We start from the raw sequence: 23,962 nt of genomic DNA, 5'->3' as shown, positions 1-23,962 counted from the left end.
CGGTAGAGTTCGAGAGATTTTGCGGTGCGAGGGGCCGAATGGTGCGTGCGGGCGAGGAATTCGCGGGATATTTGATCGAGCGACGACTCGGTGAGGGCGGGATGGGGCAGGTGTATCTGGCCCGGCATCCCCGCCTGCCGCGACTGGTCGCGGTGAAAGTGCTGGCCCGGGAGTTGGCGGCCGAGCCGCAGACCCGCGCCCGGTTCGAGCGGGAGGCCGAACTCGTTGCCCGGCTGGATCATCCGAATATCGTGACCGTGCACGATCGCGGCGTCGAGGACGATCGGCTGTGGATCGCCATGCAGTATGTCGACGGTGGTGATGCGGCGGCGCTGGATCCGCGCACGCTCGGGCCCGGCGATGTGGTGCAGATTGTGGCCGAGACCGCGAAGGCCCTGGACTACGCCCATTCGATGGGCGTGATTCACCGCGATGTGAAACCCGCCAATATTCTGCTCACCCGCGCCACACCGGGGCATGAGCGTCGAATCCTGTTGACGGACTTCGGTATCGGGCGCCTCCGTGACGATTCCGCGCAGTTGACGCGCACCGGGACACTCGCGGCGACACTCGCCTATGCCTCGCCCGAACAGCTGTCGGGCGATCCGCTGGATCAGCGTTCGGATCAGTATTCGTTGGCGTGCACGTTCTTTCGGCTGCTGACCGGTTCGACTCCCTATCAGGCGGCGACCGCGGCGGGGGTGATCGCGGGGCATCTGCAGCATCCGGTGCCCAGGGTGACCGATCGCCGGCCGGACCTGCCCGCCGACCTGGATGAGGTGTTCGCGCGCGGTCTAGCCAAGCGGCCCGAGCAGCGGTACGACTCGTGCCGTGACTTCTCCGATGCTGCGGCGCAGGCACTTTCGGCTGTCGACGACACCGTCCGGCTGCTGCTGCCCGCAGGTGTGTCGACCGATCCGGTGCGGCGCGTCACCGGCGCGACTCGGCCGCCGAGCGATCCGGCGGCATCGACCGAGCTGATGAACGCTCCATCGGCCGGGGTAATAAATGGCGGGGATGCCGCAGGACCCGCGACGATGCTGCTGACCGCTCGCGCTGAGGCCACGCCAGCGGATATGCCGCTGCCCCAGGCTGATTCGGTGACACCGGCCCGTCCCCGGCGACGCCGCTGGATCACCGCCGGGGCGGGTGGACTGGTCGTCGCCATCGCGGCGGCCGTCGGAATCTTCTGGGCGGCACACGATTCCGGATGGTCGGATACGGAGCACCTTCCCGTGAACGGGGGCCCCGCTCCCGCTGCCATCTATCCCGGAGTAGTGCCGCTCGCTCGAATCGACAAGGACGGCAAGCGAATCCCCTTCCCCGCCTCGGTACTGGATCCCGCGAACGACGGCAGGCTGTACTGCAAACCGGTATCGATCGCGGCGGCCCTGCCGCTCTCGGGCCTGAGCGCCGACCTGGGCCACACCGTGCTCGGCAGCGTACGACTGGCCGTCTCCCAATTCGTGCAGGGCGGGAACAATGCCTGCCCGGTAACCCTGCGGGAGTTCGACACGGCGAGCGATCAGGCGACCGCGGCGCAGGTCGCGCAACGCATCGCGGCGGACGACTCCATTGTCGCGGTGATCGGCCCCACCTTCTCCGGCGAGGTGATAGCGGCGGGCCCCACCCTCGACGACGCCGGTCTACCGTTCCTGACCCCCGGTGCAACGAATCCCGTACTGGCGCAATCAGGTTGGTCGGGCTTCTTCCGCGGTCTGGCCAACGACAACCTCCAAGGTCCGGCCCTGGGCCGGTATCTCACGAACACCGCGGGCTACTCGCACGTCTGCGTGGTCCGCGACAATGGCGGCGGCTACGAAAGCACCCTCGCAGACGCGGTCACCGCGAGCCTCGGCACCGCCACCGCGTGCGAGGTCCGCATCGATCCGGAGGGTGACCTGAGCCAAGCGGTATCCACCATCACCGCGGCCCACCCCGACGCGGTCTACTACTCCGGCTACACCAAATCCGCCGCACCCCTCATGACAAAGCTCCGAACCGCCGGTGTCACGGCGGCTTTCGTCCTGAGCGACGGCAGCTACGACCCGAACCTCCGCACCGCCGCAGGCGCCGCCGCCCCCGGCACCCTCGTCGCCTGCCCCTGCGGCCCTGCCACCGACCGCTTCATCACCGACTACCGCACCGCCACCGGCCAACCCCCCACCGCCCACGCCGCCGAAGCCTACGACCTCACCGCAATAGTCCTGCGCGGCATAGTCTCCGGCCACACCACCCGCCCAGCACTACGCACCTACCTGCACACCTACCACGGCGACGGCATAGCCCACACCTACGCCTGGACCCCCACCGGCGAACCAACCACCCCCACCCTCTGGCTCTACCGCCTCTCCTGACCCGCCGCAGACACCTGGACAAACGATCACCGGGACCTGAGAGGGCGGGGTGATCAAGTCGATCTTCTCGGGTGTGACGTGGGGCACACGGCGGTATGCTGGGTGGATGCCACATAATCCAGGCTGGGTCAGGCGGAATAGCTTTGCCGCCTGGTTCGGGTATACGTCGATACTTGTCTCGTTCGGCACCTGCGCGATGGCTTTGGCCGCCGCCGCGAGTGGAAATGTCGGTTGGGCACTGGTCGCTGGGGGCGCTTGTGTCGCTACCGCGATCAGTAGTTTGACCATTTTCACGTCCACGGTGCATACCGACCACGTCAAGCACCACACGACGCCTCGGCTGCTCATGGATTGCTGGGAGGAGAGTCCCGACTTCGCACAGGAGCGCGGGGCACCGCCGGCGATCGAACCTACACGGCTGTAATAGATCGGCACGCGGTCTAAGCGCTACAGAACGTAACGGATACCATCGCGGCGTGGCCAAGCTCAAGGTTTCCGTAGACGTTCCGATCGCGCCCGACCAGGCATGGAAGCACGCTTCCGATCTGCCCGAACTCGACAAATGGCTGACCCTGCACGAGGGGTGGCGGGGACCCGTTCCCGAGGACCTCACCCCGGGCACCCGGCTCATCGGCGTGGCCACCGTCAAAGGTTTCCGCAATCGCGTCACCTGGACGGTGAAGACCGCCGAACCCCCGAACCGCCTGGTGCTGCACGGCTCCGGCATCGGCGGCACCAAATTCGGGATCGAACTCCGCGTCGCTCCGAGCACCACCGGCTCCAAGGTCACCGCCGATTTCGAACTCGGCGGGGCACCCCTGTTCGGCCCCATCGGCTCGGCCGTGGCTCGCGCCCTGCGCGGCGATGTCGAACGCTCCCTCGACCGCTTTGTACAGCTCTACGGCTGAAGTTCGATCAAAAGCATTCGGGTCGGCGGGGTTTCACCGTGCGGCTGATTGGTATGCCGAGCGGGTGAGTGGGGTGCCGGATGCGCCGGTGCGGGATGACACGATCTCGGCGAGGATCGACAGGGCGATGTCCTGTGGCGATCTGGCGCCGAGGTCGAGTCCGATGGGGGAATGCAGGCGAGCGATTTGCCTGGGAGTGGCGCCGGCGGCGCGGAGGCGGCGCAGGCGGTCGTGGTGGGTGGTGAGACTGCCCATGGCTCCGATGTATCCGGCGGGGGTGTCGAAGGCCGCCATAAGGGCGGGGACGTCGACCTTCGTGTCATGGGTCAGCACGCAGACGGCGGTGGCGGCATCGAGCCGAGTCTCGGACAGATAGTGGTGCGGCCAGGTGCGAACCACCTCGTGGGCGTCGGGAAAGCGCTGGGGAGTGGCGAAAACGGGGCGCGGATCGCAGACGGTGACATGCATACCGAGGCAGCGACCCAACCGCGACAGGGCTGCCGCGTGGGCGGTGGCGCCGATTATGACGAGTTTGGGTGCGGGAGTGAGGGAACGGACGAACAGGCGGGCCGGGGTCGCGCCGGGAAGGGTGCGAGTGCCGGTCACGCCGACCGACAGCATGGTGTCCACGACACGGGCGACGGCCCCTTCGAACGGCGGGAGGGCGTCGGGGGGCGGACTGTCGGGAGTGCGGATCAGTTGTGCGGCAGCGGATTCCGGGTGGCCGGGGAGGGCCGTTGCCCAGGCCACCGCGCGGTCCTGTGCGGCCTTGCGGAGCAGGAGGTCGTAGTCCGGGAAGGTATCGCGGTCGATGCGCTGGACCAGAACCGTCACGGTGCCACCGCAGGTCAGGCCGACCGCGAAGCCTTCGGCGTCGGTGTAGCCGAAGGTCTCCAGCCGCGGAATCCCGGAATCACGTATCTCACAGGCGGATTCGTACACCGCGCCCTCGACGCAGCCACCCGAGACGCTGCCCAGCGCGCTGCCGTCGGGACCGACCGCCATGGTCGACCCCACCGGCATGGGCGCGCTACCGAGCGTGTCGACAACGGTGGCGAGGGCGAAAGCCTTTCCCGCGGTGAACCATTCGAGGGTTATCGGGTCGGCATCGGGGCTGATCAGGGCGCTCATACGAGCCTCACGCGCTCTTGCGGAAGGCGCGGCTGATGAGCCAGCCCTCGAACACCCCGAACAGGAAGGCTGCACCGTATCCGGCGCGGCGGCGCACATCCGGCGGCAGCAGGCTCATGACATCCAAGCCCTGATCGCTCGGCGCGGGCCCGGCGGCGACGCCAACCGAAGCGGACGCCACCCCGACCGGAGCCGAGGCCGCGACGGCACCAACCGGCCGCACGACAGCGGAATCCGCTCCCCCACCGCCCAATTGGGCCGCGAGATTCACCGCGAACTGATCCATGATCTTGTTCGACACCGCAACGATCGCTCCCTTACCGAAGGCGACGATCTTCCCGCTGAGCACCAGATCGGTATCCACCCGCAGAATCGAACCCTCCGGCGTCGGATCCACCGCCAGGGTGATGTGAGCCTGCGCGTCACCACTGCCGTGGGCATCGGCCGCGCGACCGGACATGATCAGCCGCCGCTCGACCGGATCGACGGTGAGGAATTCGACCGTCCCGCTGTAGGCGGCGCGAATCGGCCCTACCTTCACCGTGATTCCGCCACGATAGGCGTCACCGTCGCGACCGAGCAGCGCCGCGCCGGGCACACAGGTCACCACCCGCTCGACATCATTGATGAGCGCGAACACCTCATCGGGTGCGGCGGGGATACGAACGGTGTTCTCCAGCTTCACGATTGAGCCTTTCCACAGGTGCCGCTGCGCGCGGCGGCGCACGCGGCGATGCTGTCGACAATGGTTTGATAGCCGGTGCACCGGCAGTAGTTGGCGGCGACCGTCTCCCGGATGCGTTCGCGATCCGGCTCCGGTTCGGCGGCCAGTAGCGCCTCACCGAGCATGAGGAACCCGGGAGTGCAGAAACCGCACTGCAATCCGTGATTCTCGGCGAAGGCGGTCTGCAGATCCGACAGCCCGCCGTCCGGATCGGCGAGCGACTCGACGGTCCGAATCCGCTTGCCCTCGGCCTGCGCCGCGAACATCAGGCAGGCGCGGACGGGTTGATCGTCCACCAGTACGGTGCACGCCCCGCACACGCCGTGCTCGCAGCCGACATGGGTGCCGGTGAGCCGCAGATCATGGCGCAGCGCATCCACCAGGGTGCGGCGCGGCTCCACGATCAGCTCGTAATCGGTTCCGTTGACGGTCAATTCGATGAGCAGCCGGTCGGTCATCGCGCGTTCTCCTTCCGCGGGGCCGCGAGCGCGGCGGCCACCGTGTACAGGTGAATAGGGGTGTCGTCGAGTTCCACGCCGGTGGGTCGCAGTGCGTCGTTGACGGCATTCAGCACGGCCGCGGGCGCACCGATGGTGCCGCCCTCTCCGACACCCTTGGCTCCGGTCTCGGTGAACAGGCAAGGGGTTTCGAGGTGGGCGATGCCGATATCGGGTATCTCGCAGGCGGTCGGTACCCGGTAGTCGATGAAGCTGGCCACCAGCGGCTGACCGGCCGCGTCATAGGTGACCTCCTCGAACAGCGCGCCCGCGATACCCTGCGCGATCCCGCCGCGGCATTGTCCCTCCACCACTTGGGGATTGATGGCGACCCCGCAATCCTCGACGCAGAAGTACCGCAGAATGCGGACGTGCCCGGTGCCGGGCTCCAGCTCGACCACCACACCGTGGGTGGCATTGGCGAAGGTGCCGTCGCCGTCGGTATCGAAGGCGGCGGTGGCGGACAAGCCCGGTTCGACGCCCTTGGGCAGCCGATGTGCTTGCAGGTAAGCGATATTCGCGATCTGCGCGTAGGTCACCCCGGTGCCGGGATCGTCGATGCGCTCGACCCGCCCGTCACCGAGTCGCACATTCTCGCGATCGGTTTCGAGCAGGTGCGCCCCGAGGTCGAGCAGCTTCTCGCCGAGTTTGACCGCCGCCAGCGAGACCGCACTACCACCGATGGTGATGGATCGGCTGGCGAAACTGCCGTAGCCGTAGAGGATTCGGTCGGTATCACCCTGCACGATCTTGATCCGGGCAATGTCGATACCGAGCCGTTCGGCCACGATCTGCGCCATGGTCGTCTCGTGGCTCTGCCCGTGCGACATGGTGCCGGTGGTGACGACGACCGTCCCGGAGACATCCATCCGGATCTCGGAGATATCGAATCCGGGCACCACCGCCATCTTGCGCGCCGCGAAGGCCGCCGAACCGTATCCGGTGCGTTCGCTGAAGCAGGAGAAGCCGATTCCGATCCAGCGGCCTTCCGCACGCGCGGTGTCACGCAGGTCGAACCAGCCCTCGTCGCGCAGCGTCGACTCGCACAGATTGAGCGATTCCAGATAGGAGCCCGGATCGTAGGTGATGTTGTTGACGCCTCGATACGGGAACGCCGTAATGAGATTGCGCCGGCGCACCTCTACCGCGTCGAGCCCGAGTTCCCTTGCGGCGCGCTCCATGACGCGCTCCATCACCATGACGTACTGCGGGCGGCTGACTCCGCGATACGGCGCGGTGGGCGCCTTGTTCGAGGTAATGGCCCGCCCGCGCACCCGATACTCCGGAACCCGGTACACACCGGGCATTTCCGCCGACGCCATGAGCGGTTCGATACCGGCGGTGAACGGGTAGCAGGAGTACGCGCCCATATCGCAGACCACATCGGCGTCCAACGCGAGAATGCGGCCGTCGGCGTCGAAAGCCGCACGCACGTCATAGGACTGCTCACGGGACAGGAATGACGCGGTGAGCGCCTCGCGCCGGTCCTCGATCCACTTGACCGGCCGGCGCAAACGCAGAGCGGCTGCGGCGACGGCGATCTCCTCGCGGCCCACCACGCATTTGATGCCGAAGCCGCCGCCCATATCCGGCACGATCACCCGGACCTGGCGTTCATCGATACCGAGGCACGCTGCGGCCACAGTCCGCACCTGATGCGGCACTTGGGTGCAGGTGTGGATGACCAGCTGTTCGTCACGGTCGTCCCAATAGGCCAGTGCGCCACGGGTTTCCAGTGGCAGGGCATTCTGGCGTCCGGTCTTGGTGCGTACCCGCACCACGGTCGCGGCCGTCGCGAAGGCGTCGTCCACGCCCTCGGTGTCGAACATCGAGACATCGACCAGGGTGTTGTGCGCCGCCGCCGCGTGGACCAGGGGCGCGCCGGGAGCAAGCGCCTGTTCGATTCCGGTAATGGCTGTGCCCGGGCGGTATTCGACGCGAATCCGCTCCAGCGCATCCTCGGCGAGATAGGCGTCCTCGGCCACCACCAAGGCCAGCGGCTCCCCCGCGAAACGCACCACATCGCTTGCCAGTATGGGCATTTCGGTGGGAACGAACTCGTGCGGTGGCCGCTCCAGTTCGGCGGTGATACCGGTGAGGTTCAAGTCGGCGGCGGCGAATACCCCTCGTACTCCGGAAGTTTCACGTGCACCGTCGAGGTCGAGCAAAGTCACCGTCCCCGCCGCGGCCGTGGACCGCAGGAATGCCGCGTGCAGCATGCCGGGTACGGCGATGTCGTCGAGGTAGCGGCCGGTGCCGGTGAGCAGTCGCGGATCCTCCCGGCGGCGGACGGATTGCCCGATCCAGGAGCCGCCGTGCAGGGCGTGCGCGGGGGCCGGAAGTGCGGTCATCGTGTCTCCTTCACAGCGGCGGTGAGCGCGCGCGGCACCAGCGTGCGCACCAGACCACGCAGGTACTCCGCGCCGCCGGGGGCGTCGTTGTCGAATTCGAGTGCGGCGACGGCGCTTTCGGCACATTCGCGCGCCAGCTCCGGGGTCATCGGCGATCCCGCCGTCAGCACCGCTTCGGCGGCGGGCACCCGCACCGGCACCGGGCCGAGACCGGCCACGACAAGCCTGCCGCCGGTCACCGCGGCATCGGCCATATCCAGGTCGGCAGCGACCGCGAGCACCGCGAAATCCCCATGCCGCTGGGCATATTCGGTGACGGCCGCATGCGATGCCGCATGCGGGAACTCCAGCTCGACAATCAGTTCATCGGGTTCCAGCGCGGTGGTGTAGAAGCCGAAGAAGAACTCGGCGGCCGGGATGGCGCGCCTGCCACGCACCGACTCGGCAACGATGTTCGCATCGAGAAGTATTGCCAGCAGGCACCATTCGGCGGTGGCGTCGGCGTGCGCGATACTGCCGCCGACGGTGCCGCGGGTGCGGATCGGCAGATGACCGATCCACGGCATGGTGTCACGCAGAATCCCGAAACCGCCGGAAAGCGCTGTACCGGAATCAATCTCGACCTGGTGGTGCGTGGTGAGCGCACCGATACGCAGCCGATCCTGATCGCGTTCCAGATACCGCAGCCCGGTGAGGCCGCCGATGTCGACCAGGTACGCGGGCCGCGCGAGCCGGAAGTTCATCATGGCGACCAGGGATTGCCCGCCCGCGATCAACTTCGCGTCCTCGCCGAGCTCGGTCAGCAGCGCCGCGGCGTCGGCGACCGAATGCGCTCGATGGTAGGTGAACGGGGCGGACTTCATGAATCTCCTATCCCTGCACCGGATTCGGCAGCACTGCCGGTCCGGCGGATACGGTCTCGTCGAGTTCACGGCCCTTGGTCTCGGGTGCGCCGACGCTCATCCACAGCACGGCGGCGGTGACCGCGACGCCCACAATGGCGAAGGTGGCCGGCAGTCCGAAGGTGGGCCACAGCACGGTGCCGAAGATGAGCGGGCCGAAGCCGGTGGTCACCCGGCTGGCCGCGGACGCCCAGCCGAAACCGCTGGCGCGCAGGCTGGTCGGGTACAGCTCGGACACGTAGGCGTAGAGCACGGGAATGGTGAGCTGGATGAGGAACCCGAACACCGCCAGCCAGAACAGCGCCGCGCCCTTGGTATCCAGCAGTACGGCGAAGAGCACCAGGGTGATACCGGCGGCCGGACCCGAGAGTCCGATAACCCATTTGCGCCCGTACTTTTCGCACAGCCACGCCGACAACAGCACACCCAGGATGCCGACGCCGGTCATGAGCGTTGTTCCGGCGAAGGCCGCGTAATCGCCGTAGCCCTGCTTACGCAGGATGGACGGCATCCAGGTGAGCGCGGCGTAGTACAGCAGCATGATGGTCATGAACAGCGCCCACGCGGTCGCGGTAATGCGCGGAGCGTAACTCCACACCGCCTTCAGCTGCACGAAAGCCGCAGTGGCGGAGAGCTTCTCGGTCTGCTGCTGGGCGACGATCACATACTCTTCCGCCGGTGCGCCGGTACGAGCCACCAGATCGTCGATGACAACGCGGGCCTCGGTCTCCTTGCCGACCCGCGCCAGGAACATCGGGGATTCCGGCACCCCGCGGCGCACCCAGAACAGCAGTAGCGCGGGCAGCACCATGAAGACCAGCATCCAGCGCCACCGCTCATCGGCGTGAATCGGCACCAGCAGCGTCGCGACCAGACCGCAGATGGTGCCGCCGATCGGCCACCAGACATCCATGGCGGCCAGAATTCGGCCGCGATTCTTGGCGGGCGAGAATTCGCTGACAATCGCGTAATCCACCGGGATACAACCGCCCAGACCGAATCCGGCGAGCGCGCGTAGCACCAGGAAGATGCCGAAGCTCGGTGCGAACGCGCCGAGCACCGAGAACACCGCGAAGATCAGCATGGTGAGGCTGAATGCCTTCTTGCGACCCAGCCGATCCGCCACCGTGCCCCATACCACCGAACCGAACGCCATACCGATGAGGTTGGCAGTGGCGACGAGCCCCTTACCGCCGGCATCGAGGTGCCAGAATCCGCCGACCAGCGGGGTGAGATAGCCGTTGAGGACGACATCCCAGGCATCGAACATGTAGCCGAGGCCGCCGATAATGAAGATCCGGCCCTGTACGGACCATTTCCACGGTAAGGATTGGACGATCTGTTCGCCGGTTTTCATGGCGAGTCTCCGAATCAGGAAAGAAATTGGTGAAGGTACGCCGGAGAATCGGCGCTGGCTTCGGGCGACGAAGGGCCTATTTGGCGAACGAGTAGTCGAAGCGTTCGTTATCGGGATCGGTGAGTGGGGTTCCGCTCCACAGCCAGTCGTAGGAGACGATGGATTCACCGGTGAAATCACGGAGCTTGCGGTCCCGTTCGACTTGTTCGGGACCGTCGGGCAGGTGATAGAGGCTCATATTCGCGAGCGAGGCGTCCTGCACCATGCCCGCGTGCTTACTGCGGCGGGCCGCGTAGCGGACCAGCGCGTCCTCGATGCGGGCGCGGGTGACACCGCCGAGCTCCTCCGCCAGAACCGCGGCATCCTCCATAGCCTGGGACGCACCCTGCGCCTGATACGGCAGCATGGCGTGGCAGGCATCGCCGAGCAGCGCCACATGGCCGTCGACCCAAATCGGGTCGCGGGTGCGGTAATACAGCGATTGCAGCAGCACATCGTCATTGGCCTTGGACAGCATGGCCGCGACGCGATCGTCCCAGTCCAGGTACTCCGCGGCGAGCTGCCGAGCGGTGGCGGTGGTGGGACCGCCGGTGCGGATCGCCTCGGTGCCGGGCACCAAGGCCACCACGTTCAGGTATTCGCCGCCGCGAATCAGGTAGTGCACCAAATGCTTTTCGGGCCCGTACCAAATGGTGGACTGATAGCGGTCGAACAGGAAGCGCGTCGCCGGATCCTTGGCGATGCGTTCGCCGGGAATCAGTGCGCGGTAAGCCATATCGCCGGAGTAGACGAGATTCTCGGTGAATCCGGTCGCCTCGCGGACCCGCGAATGCACGCCGTCCGCGCCGACCACCACATCGGCTTCATGGCGCACGCCCGCCGCGGTGACCACGACCGGTCGAGCCGGATCGGTCCGGTCGACATCGACGACGCGACTGTCGGTGTGAATGGTGACCAGCGGCCCCGGCTGGGCCGGGTCCAGGCACGCATTCAGCAGTACCCCATGCAGATCCGCGCGATGGTAGTGCCAGTAGGGAGCGCCGTAAGTGTCTTTGCAGCGCTGCCCCAGCGCGGTCAACGCGATGACCGAACCGTCCTGCCAGCGCCGCCGCACCTGGTCGAGGGGTTCGGTGCGAATAGCCGTCAACTGCTCGCGCAGTCCCATACCCATGAGAATGCGGCTGGCATTGGGTGCGGTCTGAATACCCGCGCCGACCTCACCCAGTGTGGGGGCGGCTTCCAGCACGGTGACTCGAAGTCCACGGCGACGCAGCGCCAGCGCCGCGGTCAGCCCGCCCAGACCGCCGCCGACGATCAGGACTTCGAAGGATTGGCTCGGTGCCATGATGGGAATCTCCTTCTCGCGCTGGACTATTGCTCGACGAGGGTGCCGTCGGACACCACCGCGACACCGTCGACGGTGATGGTGCAGCCGCGCTGCGCGATGTCCAGGTGGGCGTAGGAGTCGCGCCCCAGCACCGGATGCGGTCCGGTGGACCAGAGGAAGTTGCCGGCGAAGGCGCGGGCGTCCATGCCCATGATTTCGTCCTTGCCGTACATGGCGGTGGCGAACCAGTCGGCGGTCTTCATCAGGCCCCAGCCCATATGCGAGAGGTAGCGCGCCCACTTGTCATGCGAATCGGTGAAGAACTGATCCAGCATGCGCGCGTCCGCGCCTCCGCTGACATCGGTGATCTGCCCGCCGCTGACCTGCAGGGTGGTGCGCCCGCGCACGTACTCCTTGAAGGGCAGCAGAATATCGCCCTCCTCCAACACGATTCGGCCTTCGGACTGCTGCGGCCAGCACAGCACCATGGTGGAGGGCCAGTGGTCCCAGCGGCCCTTGTCATCGGCGAAACCGACCTGGAACTCCGGCTGCGAGCCGGTCAGTTCGACGGTGAGATCCGTTCCGGCAGGGGAGGTTACGTGCATGGTCTGGGCGGCGCGCAGGGTCTGCACGGCGGCCAGCACCCGGTCCTTGTCGCCCTCGGTGGGCAGATTGCGGATGAGCACCTCGGGGGCATCGCAGATGAAGATGATGCGGGTGCCGGTGGCCAGGATCTCCTGCTGGACGGGGGCGTGGATGAAGCCCTCGCGGGTCAGGTCGACCACGAGATCGGCTGACTTGAGCATGTTCTGGGCGACTTCGTCGGCGAGCACGGAGGTGAGTCCGGGGCCCGCACCGGTGTGCGTACTCGGCATCGGCGCGGGACTACCGCCCGCCGCGGTGACCGAGAGGGTGTGCGCGCCGAGCGAGCGGGCGGCGGCGAAGGCGGCGGCCACATAGTCGCCGCGGCTGCCCGGCTCCGACAGCACCACCACATGCTCGCCGGGCTGGAGTTTGCACAGTTCCAGCTGGCGGGTGAAGGCGGACAGCAGATCGGCGGATCTGAGATCGAACATCGTTTCACTCCAAGGGAATTGCGAATCGGCTACTACAACGCCGGATGGGAAATTGGTTGTGCAATCGGTTGCACAAGAACGTAAGTGTCAGTTGCCTCGGTGTCGAGGCGGCGGCGGGATATTCACAGGGACGTAACTCGTTCCAGCCGTTCGAGATCCGCCAGATACGGCACCTCGAGCCGGGCGCGTGCGACCGCGTCCCGCTCGATCCGGACCAGGGCCCGGCCGGGCAGCTCATCGAGTTCGGCGAGACGGCGTCCGGTGGGATCGGCGATCGTGCTGTGCCCGGCGAACCGGACACCGGCTGCGTTCTCACCGCAGAGTCCGGCGGCGGCCACAATGCAGCCGTTCTCCACCGCCCGTGCCCGCGCCAGCAATCGCCAGATATGCAGGCGCGCATGACCGAAGGCAGCCGGGACCGCGATAAGTTCCGCACCCGCGCGGGCCAGTTCACGCACGGTTTCGGGGAATCCGGCTTCGTAGCAGACAACTACGCCGAGCAAGCCCACCGGAGTCGGCACCAGTAGGCCGCTGCGCGCGGCGGGCTCGAAGCGGTCGTGCTCATCGCCCCAGAGATATCGCTTGCCGCCCAGGTGAATTCCGCCGTCCGGCGTGGTTACCAGGGAGGCGTCGCGCAGGTCGCCGTTGGCGTCGAGGTGCGGAATCGCGGTAGCCAGTGTGACCGTGTGCTTTCGGGCCAGTCGGCGCAGTGCGTCGATGGTCGGCTCGGCGGTGTGCCCGGCCAGCGCGACGTAGTCGAAGTCCAGGTTGTAACCGGTGATGGCGAATTCGGGGATGACCACCAGGTCCGCACCCAGTGCCGCCAGCATGGCGACCTCCGCTTCGACGGCCGCGAGGGCTTCCCGCCAATCGTGCGGTTGCGCCGCGGTCTGCAGCACGGCCACACCGATGGGCGCACTCACCGCGGCTCCCACCCGGTCGACTCCTGATGCGCGCCGGGGGTGGTCGTCGAGTAGTACGGACCGGCCAATCGGCTCAGCCAGCGCCCGCCGGAGAGATCGGCGTGCAGCCGATCGTCCACCGCGCCGAAGCGGGTGGTCGCGGCCACGACCGTGCCGAAAACGACTGTGTCGGTGCCGATCTCCACCAGGTCGGCGAGGCGGCACTCCAGCGAGATGAGCGATTCGGCGACCGACGGCGGTGCGACCACACGCGAGGGCAGGGCGGTGACCTGCGCGAGTTCGAATTCGTCGATATGCGGCTCCACGGTCGCGAAGCTGGCCGTCACCGCCGCGGCATTGGCCACCGAGGGGATGTTCACCACGAACTCGCCGGTCGCGCGAATATTCACCAGGGTGTCCTTGGGACGGCCCGGGAATCCGATGCGCTCGCCGATGGAGAGCATGAGCGTGGGCGGTTTACGCGAGGCGACATTGAAGAAGCTGAACGGCGCGAGATTGCGCACGCCGTCGCTGTCGAGGGTGGCGACCCAGGCGATGGGTCGCGGTTGCACCGCCGCCGAGAGCAGTGTGTACACCTGCGTGTCGTCGAGTTCATCGATCGACCAGGCATAACTGTCCTCGGCGGGGGCCAGAGCTGACGCATCCAAAATCCAAGCCTCCCAGGCTGTTCGAGTTCGGAAGCACCATGTGCAAAGGCTTGTGCAACCGATTGCACGAGAGCTTAAGGGGTGGGCGGTGTCCACGTCCACGGAATCGCGGAATCTTTAACCGCGGGGCAACATGAGCCCCTCCCGCAGCCCTGCGCGTGCGGTGTCGACGGGGCTGTCGAGCTCGCGCGGCGGGCCGTATCCATCCGCGGTGCCGTCGGTTACGCGCACCTCGTCCTCCCACGGGAGCCGGTAGCGGCCCGCGACCAGGTCCCGCATAAAGGTGTACGGGCAGTCCCCGAGCCCGCCGCGCACCGCGGTGTAGCCGCGATGGCCCAGCTGATAGATGTTGTTCTCCACGCCCCAGGTGCGCCGCGCGGCGTCGGCGCGGGCCGGTTCGATCGATACGGTGAGCACCCGCCCCGGCGTACTGTCACCCTCGGCCAGCACGGTGCCCTCGAAATCGCAGACCATGGCCTCACCCATGGAGCCGATCGAATTACCGTCCTCCCCGGCCAGGGCCACCGAGGCGGTGAAGGCCAGGTTCTGGAAGGCATTGGCCTGATTGGTGATCCGCCACGACTGCCGCAGCGGGAACTTGTACCCGGCGGTGCGCAGCAAAACGTTCGCACCGAGGTACGCGGCCTCCCGCGCGACCTCGGGAAACATGCCGTCGTGGCAGATGATCAAGGCCAGGGTGGAGCCGCCCGGCCCCGCGCACACCGCGACCCCCTGATCGCCCGGTTCCCACGGCTCCTTCGGCACCCACGGATGCAGTTTGCGCTGGTAGAGCACGATCTCCCCGACATCGTTCACGATGATGCCCGAATTGAACGGTGCCCCTGCCGGATTACGCTCCATAATGCTGAAGCAACCCCAGCGCCCGGCATCCGCGCAGGCCGCGCGCAGGCGCTCGACCTCGGGTCCGTCCATATCCAGCATGAGATCGTCGCGCGCCCACGCGTCCTTGCGCAGCCCGTGGAAACCGTACTCGGGAAAGACCAGCAGCTGCGCGCTCGGGAAGGCCGCGCCGATCCGGCGTATCGTCCCGCACACCTCGTCGACGACGAGATCGATATCGGCGCGCGAGCGCACCAGGGGAATTCGCTGCTGGACCAGGGCGAGAGTCAGGGCGTTCTCGGGTGGGTTCAGTCCGCTGAGACCGGTCATCTGGGTGATCCTCGCTACGCTCGGTGCACACTGTGCGCAATCGGTTGCACTGACGGTACATTGAACGGGCGCGAGCCGCAGGGCCGCCGGGTGACACGGTGCGAGCGGCCAGGAACGACCATCTGCGTCGGTGAGATTGGGGAAATATGCGCGAGCGAAGTCCGGCTGCCACGACGAACCGCGCGACGGTCACCCTCAAAACGGTGGCCAAGGCCGCAGGTGTGCACACCTCCACGGTGTCCCGTGCGCTGCGCCGCGTCGCCCACGACGGTGACGCCGCCAGCCCCAGCGATATCGAACTCGCCGAACTGGCCCAGGCCATGGGTTATGTCCCGAATCCCAATGCCGCCAGCCTCACCACCCGCCGATCCATGGCCTTCGGTGTGCTGGTGCCGCGCCTCACCGACAATGTCCTCGCCACCGTCTACGACGCACTCGAGGAGACCGCGAACCGCGCCGGCTACGCCACCTTCGTCTCCAATACCCACGACGATCCGGAGGAACAGCGCCGACTGGTGGCCCTGCTGCGCGGGCGCGCGGTGGACGGCCTCATCATCGGCGACGCCCGACTGGACAACGACAATATCGCCCGCATCCACGAGAAGGGCGCGAATGTGATCCTGGTGAGCCGCCGCTCCCCCGGCGCGCTCTCCGTCACCATCGACGACACCGCGGGCGGGCGTATCGCCGGTGAACACCTGGTTGCCCTGGGACACAAGCGAATCGGCGTCATCGCCGGCCCGCTGTATGCCAGCACCGCCGCCGACCGTCTCGAAGGCTTCCGTTCGGCACTGGCCGCGGGCGGGGTGGTCCTGCGCCACGACCGCATCTGCGCGATCGGTTTCGACGTTGCCGCCGGTCGCCAAGGCGCCCAACGCCTCCTCGACTCCCCCGAACCCCCCACCGCCATCTTCGCCATGAACGACGACAGCGCCCTCGGTGTTCTCGGCGTCCTGCGTGAACGCGGCCTCACCCCCGGCCGCGACATCTCGGTGCTCGGCTACAACGACATCCCCATCAGCCGCGAACTCACCATCCCCCTCAGCACCGTCGGCTGCCCCGTCCGCGAAATGGGCGCCCGCGCAGCCGAAACCATGCTCGCCCTGGTCCACCGTCTCCCGGTTTCGTCGGTGGCACTGCAACCGACCCTGGTCCCGCGCGCCACCACCGCCCCGCCCCCGGCCTGACCGTTCAGCTCCGCGACGGCGACTCGGCGGCCACCAGGGCGTGGGCCATGTGGAGATAGCGCTCGGTGATCTCGTCGATGGTGAGCGGTCCAGTGGGAGCGAACCAGTGGCAGACGCCATTGATCAGATCCATCAGCGCCATTGTGATCAGTTCCGCGGCAACGGGTTCGGAGCCTCGGATGGCGGCGACGACATCGCGGACGGATCGCTGGTAGGTCGTTTGGAGCAGGATGATCGTCGCCAGTTGATCGGGTGACAGAGCGGTGCGATTGCCTCGGATCGTCAGTAATTCGGTGCGGCGTTCATTGCTGATCAACAGGTGGAGTTCGATCGCGGCGTCGAGGCGGTCCCGGGGTGAGCGGGTCGCGTCGTTCAGGATCGGCAGCAGTGCCGCGTTGAACTCGGTCATGAAGTGGCGGGAGATCGCGAACAGTACTTCCTGCTTATTGCGGTAGTGGTGGTACATCGTCGAGGAGGAGATACCCGCCGCCTCGGCGATATCGCGGATGGCGGTCATACCGTAGCCGCGGTGGTGAAAGAGTTGTGCCGCTTCGACTCTGATCCGATCGGCTATGTCCACGCCGTCGTCGAGTCCGAGATTCCTCGCCACCGCCACCCTCCTCCGACATCATGTGTTCCGTACCGGCAATCCACCGGGCACCACGATCTCACGTTTGAGAATCTTGCCCGTCGCTCCCTTCGGCAGCGCCTCGACGAAGTGCACGTGCCGCGGGTACTTGTAGGCGGCTACCCGAGCTTTGGCGAAGTCGATCAACTGCGCGGCCGTGGTGGTGGCACCGGGCTTCAATGCCACTACGGCACAGACCTCTTCACCGAGTCTGGCATCGGGCAGGCCGATGACCGCGACCTCGGCGACGGCCTCGTGCTCGTAGAGCACCTCCTCGATCTCCCGGGGGTAGACGTTGTAGCCGCCGCGAATGACCAGGTCCTTCTTGCGATCGACGATGTAGTAGTAGCCGTCGGCATCGCGGCGCGCCAGATCGCCGGTGCGGAACCAGCCGTCCGGGATCGCCGCGGTGGTCGCGGCGGGATTTCGCCAGTACCCCTTCATGACATTGTGGCCGCGAATCACGATCTCGCCCACCGCATCATCGGCCACCTCGACACCGGCGTCATCGAGCAGTCGCAGTTCGACCCCGCGCACCGGCAGCCCGATCGATCCCGGTTTACGTTCCCGGTCCGGCGGATTGAACGCGGCCACCGGGCTGGTCTCGGACAGGCCGTACCCTTCGAGCACGGTGCAGCCGAACGCGGCTTCGAACCCGCGCATCACCTCCACCGGCATCGACGCCCCGCCGGAGACGCACACTCGCAGGCTCGACACGTCGAAATCGGTCGCACCGGGATGATGCAGTAGCGCCGAGTACATGGTGGGGACGCCTTCGAATACCGTGACCCGGTCCCGCGCCAAGACCTCGAGCACCGTCCCGGCTTCGAAACGCGCCACCAGGGCAAGCAGCGCACCGACTTTCATCGCGGCATTCAATGCGAAGGTCTGGCCGAAGACATGGAACAGCGGCAGGATTCCCAGCACCACATCCCGCGAAGTCAGGTGCAGCAGGGTCGAGACCACGACATCACAGTTGGCCGCGAGGTTGGCGTGCGTCAGCTCCGCACCCTTGGGTTTCCCGGTGGTGCCGGAGGTGTAGAGGATGACGGCGGTGTCCGAGGCCGCGCGCTCCTCGTACCCTGGCATCGGCTCGAATTCCGCCAGGAGAGCGTCGAATTCGTCGACGTCGACAGGGATCGGCTCGGTACCGGCAGCGGCCGCGCTGCCCGATGCGGCTCGCGCCACCTCCGACCAGGCGAACAGCAGCTTCGCACCGGAATCGACCAGATGGTAGGTCAATTCGCGCTCGGTGAGCAGCGGATTGAGCGGTACCACAATGCCGCCCGCGCGCAGCACGCCGTAGTAGCAGATCGCGAACTCGGGGATGTTCGGCAGGCAGATGCCGACCACGTCGCCCGGTACGAGGCCCCGGTCCCGGAGCAGTCCGGCGACGCGCGCGGTGGCAGCCTCGACCGTCGCGTAGTCCAATGTCCGATCGCCGATCCGAAGTGCCGGAGCCGCAGGGGAATTCGCGGCGGACGCCGCGAGATTGAGGGCCAGATTCGACATGGTGTGCTCCCGTGACATGCGTCGAGGACCCGGCCTCGCACAGCGGGTGGATCGACTCCGCGCACCGCCGATCCCAACGAGAACAGCGGTGCGCGAAGACGTTTGAGAGAAAGGATCAGGCGACCGGGATGATGCTCGAACCGAGTCGCCAGATGGTGTCCAGCAGATCCTGCCGGGCCGGTAGTACCTCGCGGCTCATGGCCTCGGCCATGAGCTCACGGAACGCACCGAGGAACGCGGCCGAGACCAGTCGCGCGTCGACCGCCGGATCGACCTCGCCGGTGCGCTGCGCGTGCACGACATTCTTTGCGGCCATATCGATTTGAGTGGCGAGCCGCTCGGCATCGGCCTGCGCCGCGGAGGTTTCCCGTAACCGCCGGCCGACAATGATCCGGGCGAGCGGGTCGTCGCAGAGAAAATCGATCTCTCGGGAAAGCCGCTCGCGTTCACGCTCCGCCCAGCCCGGTTCCGAAGGTGCCGCGACGGCGAAAACGGCCTCGTCATAGGAGTCGTAGAAGCCGTGCACGACCGCCGCGACCAGACCGTCCTTCGCACCGAAGTAGCGGTACAGCAGTCCGGGCGAGGCCGCGGCGCGTGCCGCGACCTTCGCAACCTCCAGTGCCCCATCGGTATCCAGCAGTTCCGCGCGCGCGGCATCGATGAGCCGCTGGCGGGTTGCCCCGCCGCGAGCCGTCAGCACGGAACGAGTGGACTTCTCAGACGGTGATGACATTGTTCGGGTTCGGCTGCTCTTCCTTGGGTGCGGTGCTGTAGTCGCCGAACGGCGTATCGCGCAGGGTGGTGACCGCGCCGACACCCTGGGTCTCGGCGATCTTGATGAATTCCAGTGCCTCGGGGGTGTTTCGCATCAGGCCGTCCAGGATCGGGCCGAGCATCTGGGTGCTGGCCAGACCCATGTTCTCGTATGCCTGATTGACGATCAGCTTCATCGCGGACAGCTGGGAGACCGGGATGCTCACGAGCTGTTCGGCCCACCGCGCCACCTCGGCCTCGAGGTCCTCGAAAGGCACTGCCTTATTGATGAGTCCGATCTCCGCCGCCTCCACGCCCGACACGGGTTTGCCGGTGAGAGCATACTCTTTGGCCTTGGTGAGCCCGAGACGGTAGATCCACATACCGGACAGATGGCAGCCCCACATGCGGGCGTACGGGGTGCCGATACGGGCGTCCTCGGAGGCGATGACGATATCCGCGCCGAGCGCCATTTCGCTGCCGCCGCCGATGCACCAGCCGTGAATCATGGCGATGACCGGCTTGGAGCTGCGCCAGATACTCATGAACTTCTGAGTCGGGGACTCCGAGGGCGTGGTCGCCATGACGAAGTCCTTGCCCGCGTCCCACTTGCCGTCGGTGGCCAGCTGGTCGTCCCAGTGCTTGAATCCGCCGCTGAAATCGTATCCGGCGCAGAAGGATCGACCGGCCCCGCGCACCACGACCACCTTGACCTGAGGGTCCCGGTTGGCCTGGGTCATCGCGTCCTGCAGTTCATCGGGCATGGGCGGGACGATCGTGTTCAGTCGTTCCGGCCGGTTGAACGTGATCGTGGCTACGTGACCTGCGACGGAGTAGATCAGGGTCTGGTACATCTTCCACCTTCCAGTGCTAAAGTGAATTCACTTTAGCTTTTTCGACGCATCGCTGTCTACCCCATTGACGAACCGGAGTGACGTGGGTAACTTGAGGCATATTCCGATCGGTCGATCGTTTGATCGACCGAAATCCATTGCCCCTGAACGTCTTTCATATATATGACGCGCACAGAGAGGCGGTATACCGCCATGCAGCCAGCACCGACCCAGCCCCTCACCACCCCGGGTCCCGGCACCAAGGTCATCGTCACCGGAGCCGCGGGCGGGATCGGCGCGGCCATGATCGCGGCCCTGGCCGGACTCGGCTGTCAGGTCGCCGGAATCGACCGGCCCGGCACCGTACTGCCCGACGCGCTCGCCGCGGTCCCACTCTTCGAAGCCGATCTCGCCGACGAGAACGCGGCCGCCACGGCGGTCTCGAATGCCGTGACCCACCTAGGCGGACTGGACTGCCTGATCGGCGCGGCCGCCAATGTCGCCTCGGTACACCGCGCGAAAACCTTCGCCCCCGGCATCTTCCGCCAGGACATCGAGTCGAATCTGCTGTCGCAGTTCTGGACCGCGCAGGCCGCGTATGCCGCACTGGCCGAGAGCAACCGCGCCAACCTGGTGTTGTTCTCCTCGGTCGGCGCGCTCGACGGGCTACCGGGACAGGTGTCCTACGCGACCGCCAAAGCCGGCGTGATCGGCATGGTCCGCACCCTGGCCGCCGAGTGGGCCGAGGCCGGTATCCGCGTCAACGCGGTCGTCCCGGGCCTGGTCGCCACCCCCAAGGTGCTCGCCCTGCCCGAATCCACCCAGACCCGAATCCTGCGGAATGTCGCGATGAAGCGGCTGGTCGAGGTCGATGAGATCGTCGCCTCGGTGCTGTTCCTGATGTCGCGTGGCGCCGGTGCGATCACCGGCCAAGCGCTTCGGGTGGACGGCGGCGCGGGCATCAATACCGAGGGCCTCTACCACCGATGAACGACCGAAACCCTTGTATGCCAACGATATACGGGGAGGTGGATCCGGCGTTCGACGCTGTGACGGCGGAGTTCGAACGCAACTTCGCCGAGCGCGGTGAGGTCGGCGCGTCGGTGTGCGTCATCCTCGACGGCAGACCGGTCGTCGATCTGTGGGGCGGTGTCGCCGATCCCGCGACCGGCCGGGCCTGGGAGCGGGACACGGTCGGCGTCGTCTTCTCCTGTACCAAAGCCGCTGTCGCACTCTGCATTCACCTGCTCAGCCGATCCGGCGAGATCGATCCGAATATGCCGGTGAGCCGGGTATGGCCGGAATTCGCCGCGAATGGCAAGGGCGACATCACCATTGGGATGCTGCTCGATCATTCGGCGGGAATCCCGGTGCTGAGTGCGCCGATCGGACCGAAGGCACTGCAGGACTGGGATTTCATGACCGGTCGAATCGCCGAACAGACACCGTTCTGGCGGCCCGGCACCCGGCACGGGTACCACCCGGTCACCTTCGGCCACACACTGGGTGAAGTCGTTCGCCGCGTCACCGGAGTCTCCATCGGCAGCTTCTTCGCCACGGAGATCGCCGAACCCATGGGCCTGGACTTCTGGATCGGACTGCCCGAGCAGATCGAGCCGCGTATCGCTCCGATCATCACCGCGGCCCCCGGTCCCACCACGCCGTTCCTCGAAGCCGCTCTGCACCAACGGGGTTCGATCCCCAATCTGTTCGTCTTCAACTCCGGGGACTTCGCCCGCACCGGTGTCAACACCCGCGCCGGACGCGCCGCGGAGATACCGGGCGCGAACGGAGTCACCAACGCACGCGGGCTCGCACGGCTCTACGCCGGCGCGCTACAGGACCCGGACCTGATACCGGGCGAACGCTTCCCGACCTCGCCCGGTTTCGACGAAACACTGCACATGTCAACCCGATTCGACCGCGGATTCATGCGGGCGATGGACAACCACGCCGCACTCGGTGACGGCCACAGCATGCGTGTGGGCGCCCACGCCTACGGCCATTGCGGATCCGGCGGATCGATCGGATTCGCGGACCCCGCACCACGATTGAGCGTCGGCTACACCATGAACAAACTGGGGCACGGCACGCTGCTCAACGAGCGCGGCCAAGCCCTCGTCGACGCCGTCTACCGCTCACTCGGCCTTTCGGCCCCGCCGATTCGGCATCAACTCGAACAGGACCATCAATGACCTCCGCCAAACCCGCCGCCGATGCCACGCGAACGGATGTGCTCATCCTCGGCGCCGGATTCTCCGGACTCGCGGCGGCGGCCATGCTCTCGCGCGCGGGCCGCCTCGACTACGTGATCCTCGAACAGGGGAACGATGTGGGCGGAACCTGGCGGGAGAACACCTATCCCGGGTGCGCCTGCGATATCCCGTCCCCGCTGTACTCCTACTCGTTCCGGCAGAACCCGGACTGGCGATACCTCTTCGCCGGACAGCCGGAGATTCTCCGGTATCTGCGCGATACCGGCCGAGAACTGGGGATCACCGAACATATTCGCTTCAACACCACGGTGATCAGCGCCGATTGGGATGAGAACGATCGGCTGTGGGCGGTTCGCACGGCGGACGGCGCGATGTGGCAGGCGCGATTCCTGGTGTCCGCCATGGGAGTTCTGCATCATGCTGCGAATCCGAAGCTGCCGGGTATCGAGAATTTCCAGGGCTCGGTATTCCACTCCGCGAACTGGGATCACTCCTGCGATCTCACCGATAAGCGAGTCGCCGTGGTCGGAACCGGTGCCAGCGCAATCCAATTCGTGCCCGCCATCGTGGATCGCACCGCGCAGCTCTCGGTGTTCCAGCGAACCGCGCCGTGGATCGTGCCCAAATTCAATCGGGCGTTCACCGAGGACGAGCGGAAGCAGATGCGCCGCAATCCATTCAAACGCTGGAGACGGCGCGCCCGGCTGTTCTGGATCCATGAGCAGCGCGCGGCGGGATTCGTCTCCGATACCTCGCAGATGGGTCCGACCAAGGCGCTGGCCACAGCACATCTGGCCAAACAGGTTCGCGATCCGGAACTTCGGGCCAAGCTCACCCCCGACTACGAGATCGGCTGCAAACGGCTGCTCATCTCCAGCGAGTACTACCCGGCACTGACCAAGCCGCACGTCGATCTCGTCACCGCGGGCATCGCGGAAGTGCGCGCGAACTCGGTAATCGCCACGGACGGTAGCGAATACGACGCCGACGTGATCATCTTCGGCACCGGATTCGACGCCCAGAACAGTCTGACCCGGGTGCCGATTCGCGGACGCGACGGCGTACCGCTCGGCGCGCAGTGGGCATCCGGACCCGAGGCGTACCTGGGTACCACGGTCTCCGGATTCCCGAATCTGTTCCTGCTGTGCGGCCCGAATACCGGGCTGGGACACAACTCTCAGGTCTTCATGATCGAAGCGCAGGCCCGGTATATGGCCAGGTGCATTCGGTACGCGGGCCGCCGGGGCGTGCTCGAGGTCAAACAGGGCGCGCAGGTTCGATTCAACGAATTCCTGCAGGGCCGGCTCTCCTCGACCGTCTGGCAGGCCGGCGGCTGCCGCAGCTGGTACCAGGATCCCACCACCGGCCGGAACACGCTGCTGTGGCCTCGATCCACGGTGTCGTACTGGCTCCGCACCCGCTTCGTCCAGCGCACGGACTATCTCCGCAACGCCTGAAAGGCC

At 66.6% G+C, this 23,962-nt stretch carries 21 protein-coding genes; 6 read left to right on the top strand and 15 right to left on the bottom strand.

All coding sequences use genetic code 11. The annotated features are described in order from the left end of the window. Window positions 1-38 precede the first annotated feature (38 nt). Together GFY24_RS10870 and GFY24_RS10865 are read left to right on the top strand one after the other, a co-directional pair. Window positions 39-2,357: a bifunctional serine/threonine-protein kinase/ABC transporter substrate-binding protein gene (locus GFY24_RS10870; protein WP_153804884.1), complete on the top strand. Its 2,319-nt coding sequence runs from the start codon at window positions 39-41 to the stop codon at window positions 2,355-2,357. Window positions 2,358-2,833: 476 nt separating this feature from the next. Beyond that, on the top strand, window positions 2,834-3,265 hold the full coding sequence (locus tag GFY24_RS10865) for an SRPBCC family protein (RefSeq protein WP_309230713.1): 432 nt from the start codon (window positions 2,834-2,836) through the stop codon (window positions 3,263-3,265). A 33-nt stretch (window positions 3,266-3,298) separates the two neighbouring features. Here the strand turns inward: GFY24_RS10865 and GFY24_RS10860 are convergent, their stop codons facing one another. From GFY24_RS10860 to GFY24_RS10810, 11 genes are all read right to left on the bottom strand, one after another. Next, the gene (locus GFY24_RS10860) at window positions 3,299-4,396 is read right to left on the bottom strand and encodes an XdhC family protein (protein ID WP_153804883.1); all 1,098 of its coding nucleotides are present in this window, start codon (window positions 4,394-4,396) and stop codon (window positions 3,299-3,301) included. A gap of 7 nt (window positions 4,397-4,403) precedes the next feature. Continuing rightward, entirely contained in the window at window positions 4,404-5,081 is a 678-nt protein-coding gene (locus tag GFY24_RS10855; RefSeq protein ID WP_309230712.1) for an SRPBCC family protein, read from the bottom strand. Further along, complete coding sequence (locus GFY24_RS10850; RefSeq protein WP_153804882.1) at window positions 5,078-5,578, bottom strand: (2Fe-2S)-binding protein; 501 nt, start codon at window positions 5,576-5,578, stop codon at window positions 5,078-5,080. The genes GFY24_RS10855 and GFY24_RS10850 overlap by 4 nt, the downstream gene beginning before the upstream one ends. After that, the gene (locus tag GFY24_RS10845; RefSeq protein WP_153804881.1) at window positions 5,575-7,968 is read right to left on the bottom strand and encodes a xanthine dehydrogenase family protein molybdopterin-binding subunit; all 2,394 of its coding nucleotides are present in this window, start codon (window positions 7,966-7,968) and stop codon (window positions 5,575-5,577) included. Before GFY24_RS10845 ends, GFY24_RS10850 begins: the two co-directional genes overlap by 4 nt. Further along, on the bottom strand, window positions 7,965-8,831 hold the full coding sequence (locus tag GFY24_RS10840) for a xanthine dehydrogenase family protein subunit M (RefSeq protein WP_153804880.1): 867 nt from the start codon (window positions 8,829-8,831) through the stop codon (window positions 7,965-7,967). Before GFY24_RS10840 ends, GFY24_RS10845 begins: the two co-directional genes overlap by 4 nt. Before the next feature lie 7 nt (window positions 8,832-8,838). Further along, complete coding sequence (locus tag GFY24_RS10835; protein ID WP_153804879.1) at window positions 8,839-10,227, bottom strand: MFS transporter; 1,389 nt, start codon at window positions 10,225-10,227, stop codon at window positions 8,839-8,841. Between the two features lie 76 nt (window positions 10,228-10,303). Further along, window positions 10,304-11,572: an FAD-dependent oxidoreductase gene (locus tag GFY24_RS10830; protein WP_153804878.1), complete on the bottom strand. Its 1,269-nt coding sequence runs from the start codon at window positions 11,570-11,572 to the stop codon at window positions 10,304-10,306. Between the two features lie 26 nt (window positions 11,573-11,598). Next, window positions 11,599-12,630, bottom strand: a complete 1,032-nt coding sequence (locus tag GFY24_RS10825; protein ID WP_153804877.1) for a hypothetical protein — start codon at window positions 12,628-12,630, stop codon at window positions 11,599-11,601. A gap of 122 nt (window positions 12,631-12,752) precedes the next feature. Next, the gene (locus GFY24_RS10820; protein WP_194852818.1) at window positions 12,753-13,553 is read right to left on the bottom strand and encodes a carbon-nitrogen hydrolase family protein; all 801 of its coding nucleotides are present in this window, start codon (window positions 13,551-13,553) and stop codon (window positions 12,753-12,755) included. Continuing rightward, window positions 13,550-14,200 carry a flavin reductase family protein gene (locus tag GFY24_RS10815; protein WP_153804875.1) on the bottom strand — a complete coding sequence of 217 codons (651 nt, stop codon included), beginning with the start codon at window positions 14,198-14,200 and terminating at the stop codon, window positions 13,550-13,552. The genes GFY24_RS10820 and GFY24_RS10815 overlap by 4 nt, the downstream gene beginning before the upstream one ends. 117 nt (window positions 14,201-14,317) lie before the next feature. Continuing rightward, a complete protein-coding gene (locus tag GFY24_RS10810; protein ID WP_153804874.1) occupies window positions 14,318-15,370 on the bottom strand; it encodes a formamidase in 1,053 nt (350 codons plus the stop codon). A 146-nt stretch (window positions 15,371-15,516) separates the two neighbouring features. On the opposite strand from GFY24_RS10810, the gene GFY24_RS10805 reads away from it, so the two are divergent. Further along, on the top strand, window positions 15,517-16,557 hold the full coding sequence (locus tag GFY24_RS10805; RefSeq protein WP_153804873.1) for a LacI family DNA-binding transcriptional regulator: 1,041 nt from the start codon (window positions 15,517-15,519) through the stop codon (window positions 16,555-16,557). Window positions 16,558-16,561: 4 nt separating this feature from the next. Here GFY24_RS10805 and GFY24_RS10800 read toward each other — a convergent pair whose 3' ends face one another. The 4 genes from GFY24_RS10800 to GFY24_RS10785 form a co-directional block, all read right to left on the bottom strand. Then, a complete protein-coding gene (locus tag GFY24_RS10800; RefSeq protein ID WP_153804872.1) occupies window positions 16,562-17,167 on the bottom strand; it encodes a TetR/AcrR family transcriptional regulator in 606 nt (201 codons plus the stop codon). A gap of 18 nt (window positions 17,168-17,185) precedes the next feature. Beyond that, window positions 17,186-18,697, bottom strand: coding sequence for a long-chain fatty acid--CoA ligase (locus GFY24_RS10795; RefSeq protein ID WP_153804871.1), 1,512 nt, complete (start codon window positions 18,695-18,697; stop codon window positions 17,186-17,188). Window positions 18,698-18,812: 115 nt separating this feature from the next. Beyond that, complete coding sequence (locus GFY24_RS10790; RefSeq protein ID WP_194852817.1) at window positions 18,813-19,397, bottom strand: TetR/AcrR family transcriptional regulator; 585 nt, start codon at window positions 19,395-19,397, stop codon at window positions 18,813-18,815. 16 nt (window positions 19,398-19,413) lie between these two features. Beyond that, on the bottom strand, window positions 19,414-20,304 hold the full coding sequence (locus tag GFY24_RS10785; protein ID WP_153804869.1) for a crotonase/enoyl-CoA hydratase family protein: 891 nt from the start codon (window positions 20,302-20,304) through the stop codon (window positions 19,414-19,416). A 192-nt stretch (window positions 20,305-20,496) separates the two neighbouring features. Here GFY24_RS10785 and GFY24_RS10780 point away from each other — a divergent pair, with 192 nt between their 5' ends. Genes GFY24_RS10780 through GFY24_RS10770 form a run of 3 tightly spaced genes read left to right on the top strand, consistent with a single transcriptional unit; the run spans window position 20,497 to window position 23,956 of the window. Then, window positions 20,497-21,273, top strand: coding sequence for an SDR family NAD(P)-dependent oxidoreductase (locus tag GFY24_RS10780; protein WP_153804868.1), 777 nt, complete (start codon window positions 20,497-20,499; stop codon window positions 21,271-21,273). Between the two features lie 17 nt (window positions 21,274-21,290). Further along, the gene (locus GFY24_RS10775) at window positions 21,291-22,478 is read left to right on the top strand and encodes a serine hydrolase domain-containing protein (protein WP_228566186.1); all 1,188 of its coding nucleotides are present in this window, start codon (window positions 21,291-21,293) and stop codon (window positions 22,476-22,478) included. Continuing rightward, entirely contained in the window at window positions 22,475-23,956 is a 1,482-nt protein-coding gene (locus GFY24_RS10770; protein WP_153804866.1) for an NAD(P)/FAD-dependent oxidoreductase, read from the top strand. The genes GFY24_RS10775 and GFY24_RS10770 overlap by 4 nt, the downstream gene beginning before the upstream one ends. The last annotated feature ends 6 nt before the right edge of the window (window positions 23,957-23,962 follow it).

This window comes from Nocardia sp. SYP-A9097 (genome assembly GCF_009649815.1).
GTDB lineage: Bacteria > Actinomycetota > Actinomycetes > Mycobacteriales > Mycobacteriaceae > Nocardia.
The sequence above is the reverse complement of the archived record's forward strand: the minus strand, read 5'-3'. Positions and strand labels throughout refer to the sequence as shown.

What these genes read in the sequence shown, in the direction of transcription:
- GFY24_RS10870 (WP_153804884.1), top strand. Translation starts at nt 39, where the DNA reads ATGGTGCGTGCGGGCGAGGAATTCGCGGGATATTTGATCGAGCGACGA.
- GFY24_RS10860 (WP_153804883.1), bottom strand. Translation starts at nt 4,396, where the DNA reads ATGAGCGCCCTGATCAGCCCCGATGCCGACCCGATAACCCTCGAATGG.
- GFY24_RS10850 (WP_153804882.1), bottom strand. Translation starts at nt 5,578, where the DNA reads ATGACCGACCGGCTGCTCATCGAATTGACCGTCAACGGAACCGATTAC.
- GFY24_RS10845 (WP_153804881.1), bottom strand. Translation starts at nt 7,968, where the DNA reads ATGACCGCACTTCCGGCCCCCGCGCACGCCCTGCACGGCGGCTCCTGG.
- GFY24_RS10840 (WP_153804880.1), bottom strand. Translation starts at nt 8,831, where the DNA reads ATGAAGTCCGCCCCGTTCACCTACCATCGAGCGCATTCGGTCGCCGAC.
- GFY24_RS10835 (WP_153804879.1), bottom strand. Translation starts at nt 10,227, where the DNA reads ATGAAAACCGGCGAACAGATCGTCCAATCCTTACCGTGGAAATGGTCC.
- GFY24_RS10830 (WP_153804878.1), bottom strand. Translation starts at nt 11,572, where the DNA reads ATGGCACCGAGCCAATCCTTCGAAGTCCTGATCGTCGGCGGCGGTCTG.
- GFY24_RS10825 (WP_153804877.1), bottom strand. Translation starts at nt 12,630, where the DNA reads ATGTTCGATCTCAGATCCGCCGATCTGCTGTCCGCCTTCACCCGCCAG.
- GFY24_RS10810 (WP_153804874.1), bottom strand. Translation starts at nt 15,370, where the DNA reads ATGACCGGTCTCAGCGGACTGAACCCACCCGAGAACGCCCTGACTCTC.
- GFY24_RS10805 (WP_153804873.1), top strand. Translation starts at nt 15,517, where the DNA reads ATGCGCGAGCGAAGTCCGGCTGCCACGACGAACCGCGCGACGGTCACC.
- GFY24_RS10795 (WP_153804871.1), bottom strand. Translation starts at nt 18,697, where the DNA reads ATGTCGAATCTGGCCCTCAATCTCGCGGCGTCCGCCGCGAATTCCCCT.
- GFY24_RS10785 (WP_153804869.1), bottom strand. Translation starts at nt 20,304, where the DNA reads ATGTACCAGACCCTGATCTACTCCGTCGCAGGTCACGTAGCCACGATC.
- GFY24_RS10780 (WP_153804868.1), top strand. Translation starts at nt 20,497, where the DNA reads ATGCAGCCAGCACCGACCCAGCCCCTCACCACCCCGGGTCCCGGCACC.
- GFY24_RS10775 (WP_228566186.1), top strand. Translation starts at nt 21,291, where the DNA reads ATGCCAACGATATACGGGGAGGTGGATCCGGCGTTCGACGCTGTGACG.
- GFY24_RS10770 (WP_153804866.1), top strand. Translation starts at nt 22,475, where the DNA reads ATGACCTCCGCCAAACCCGCCGCCGATGCCACGCGAACGGATGTGCTC.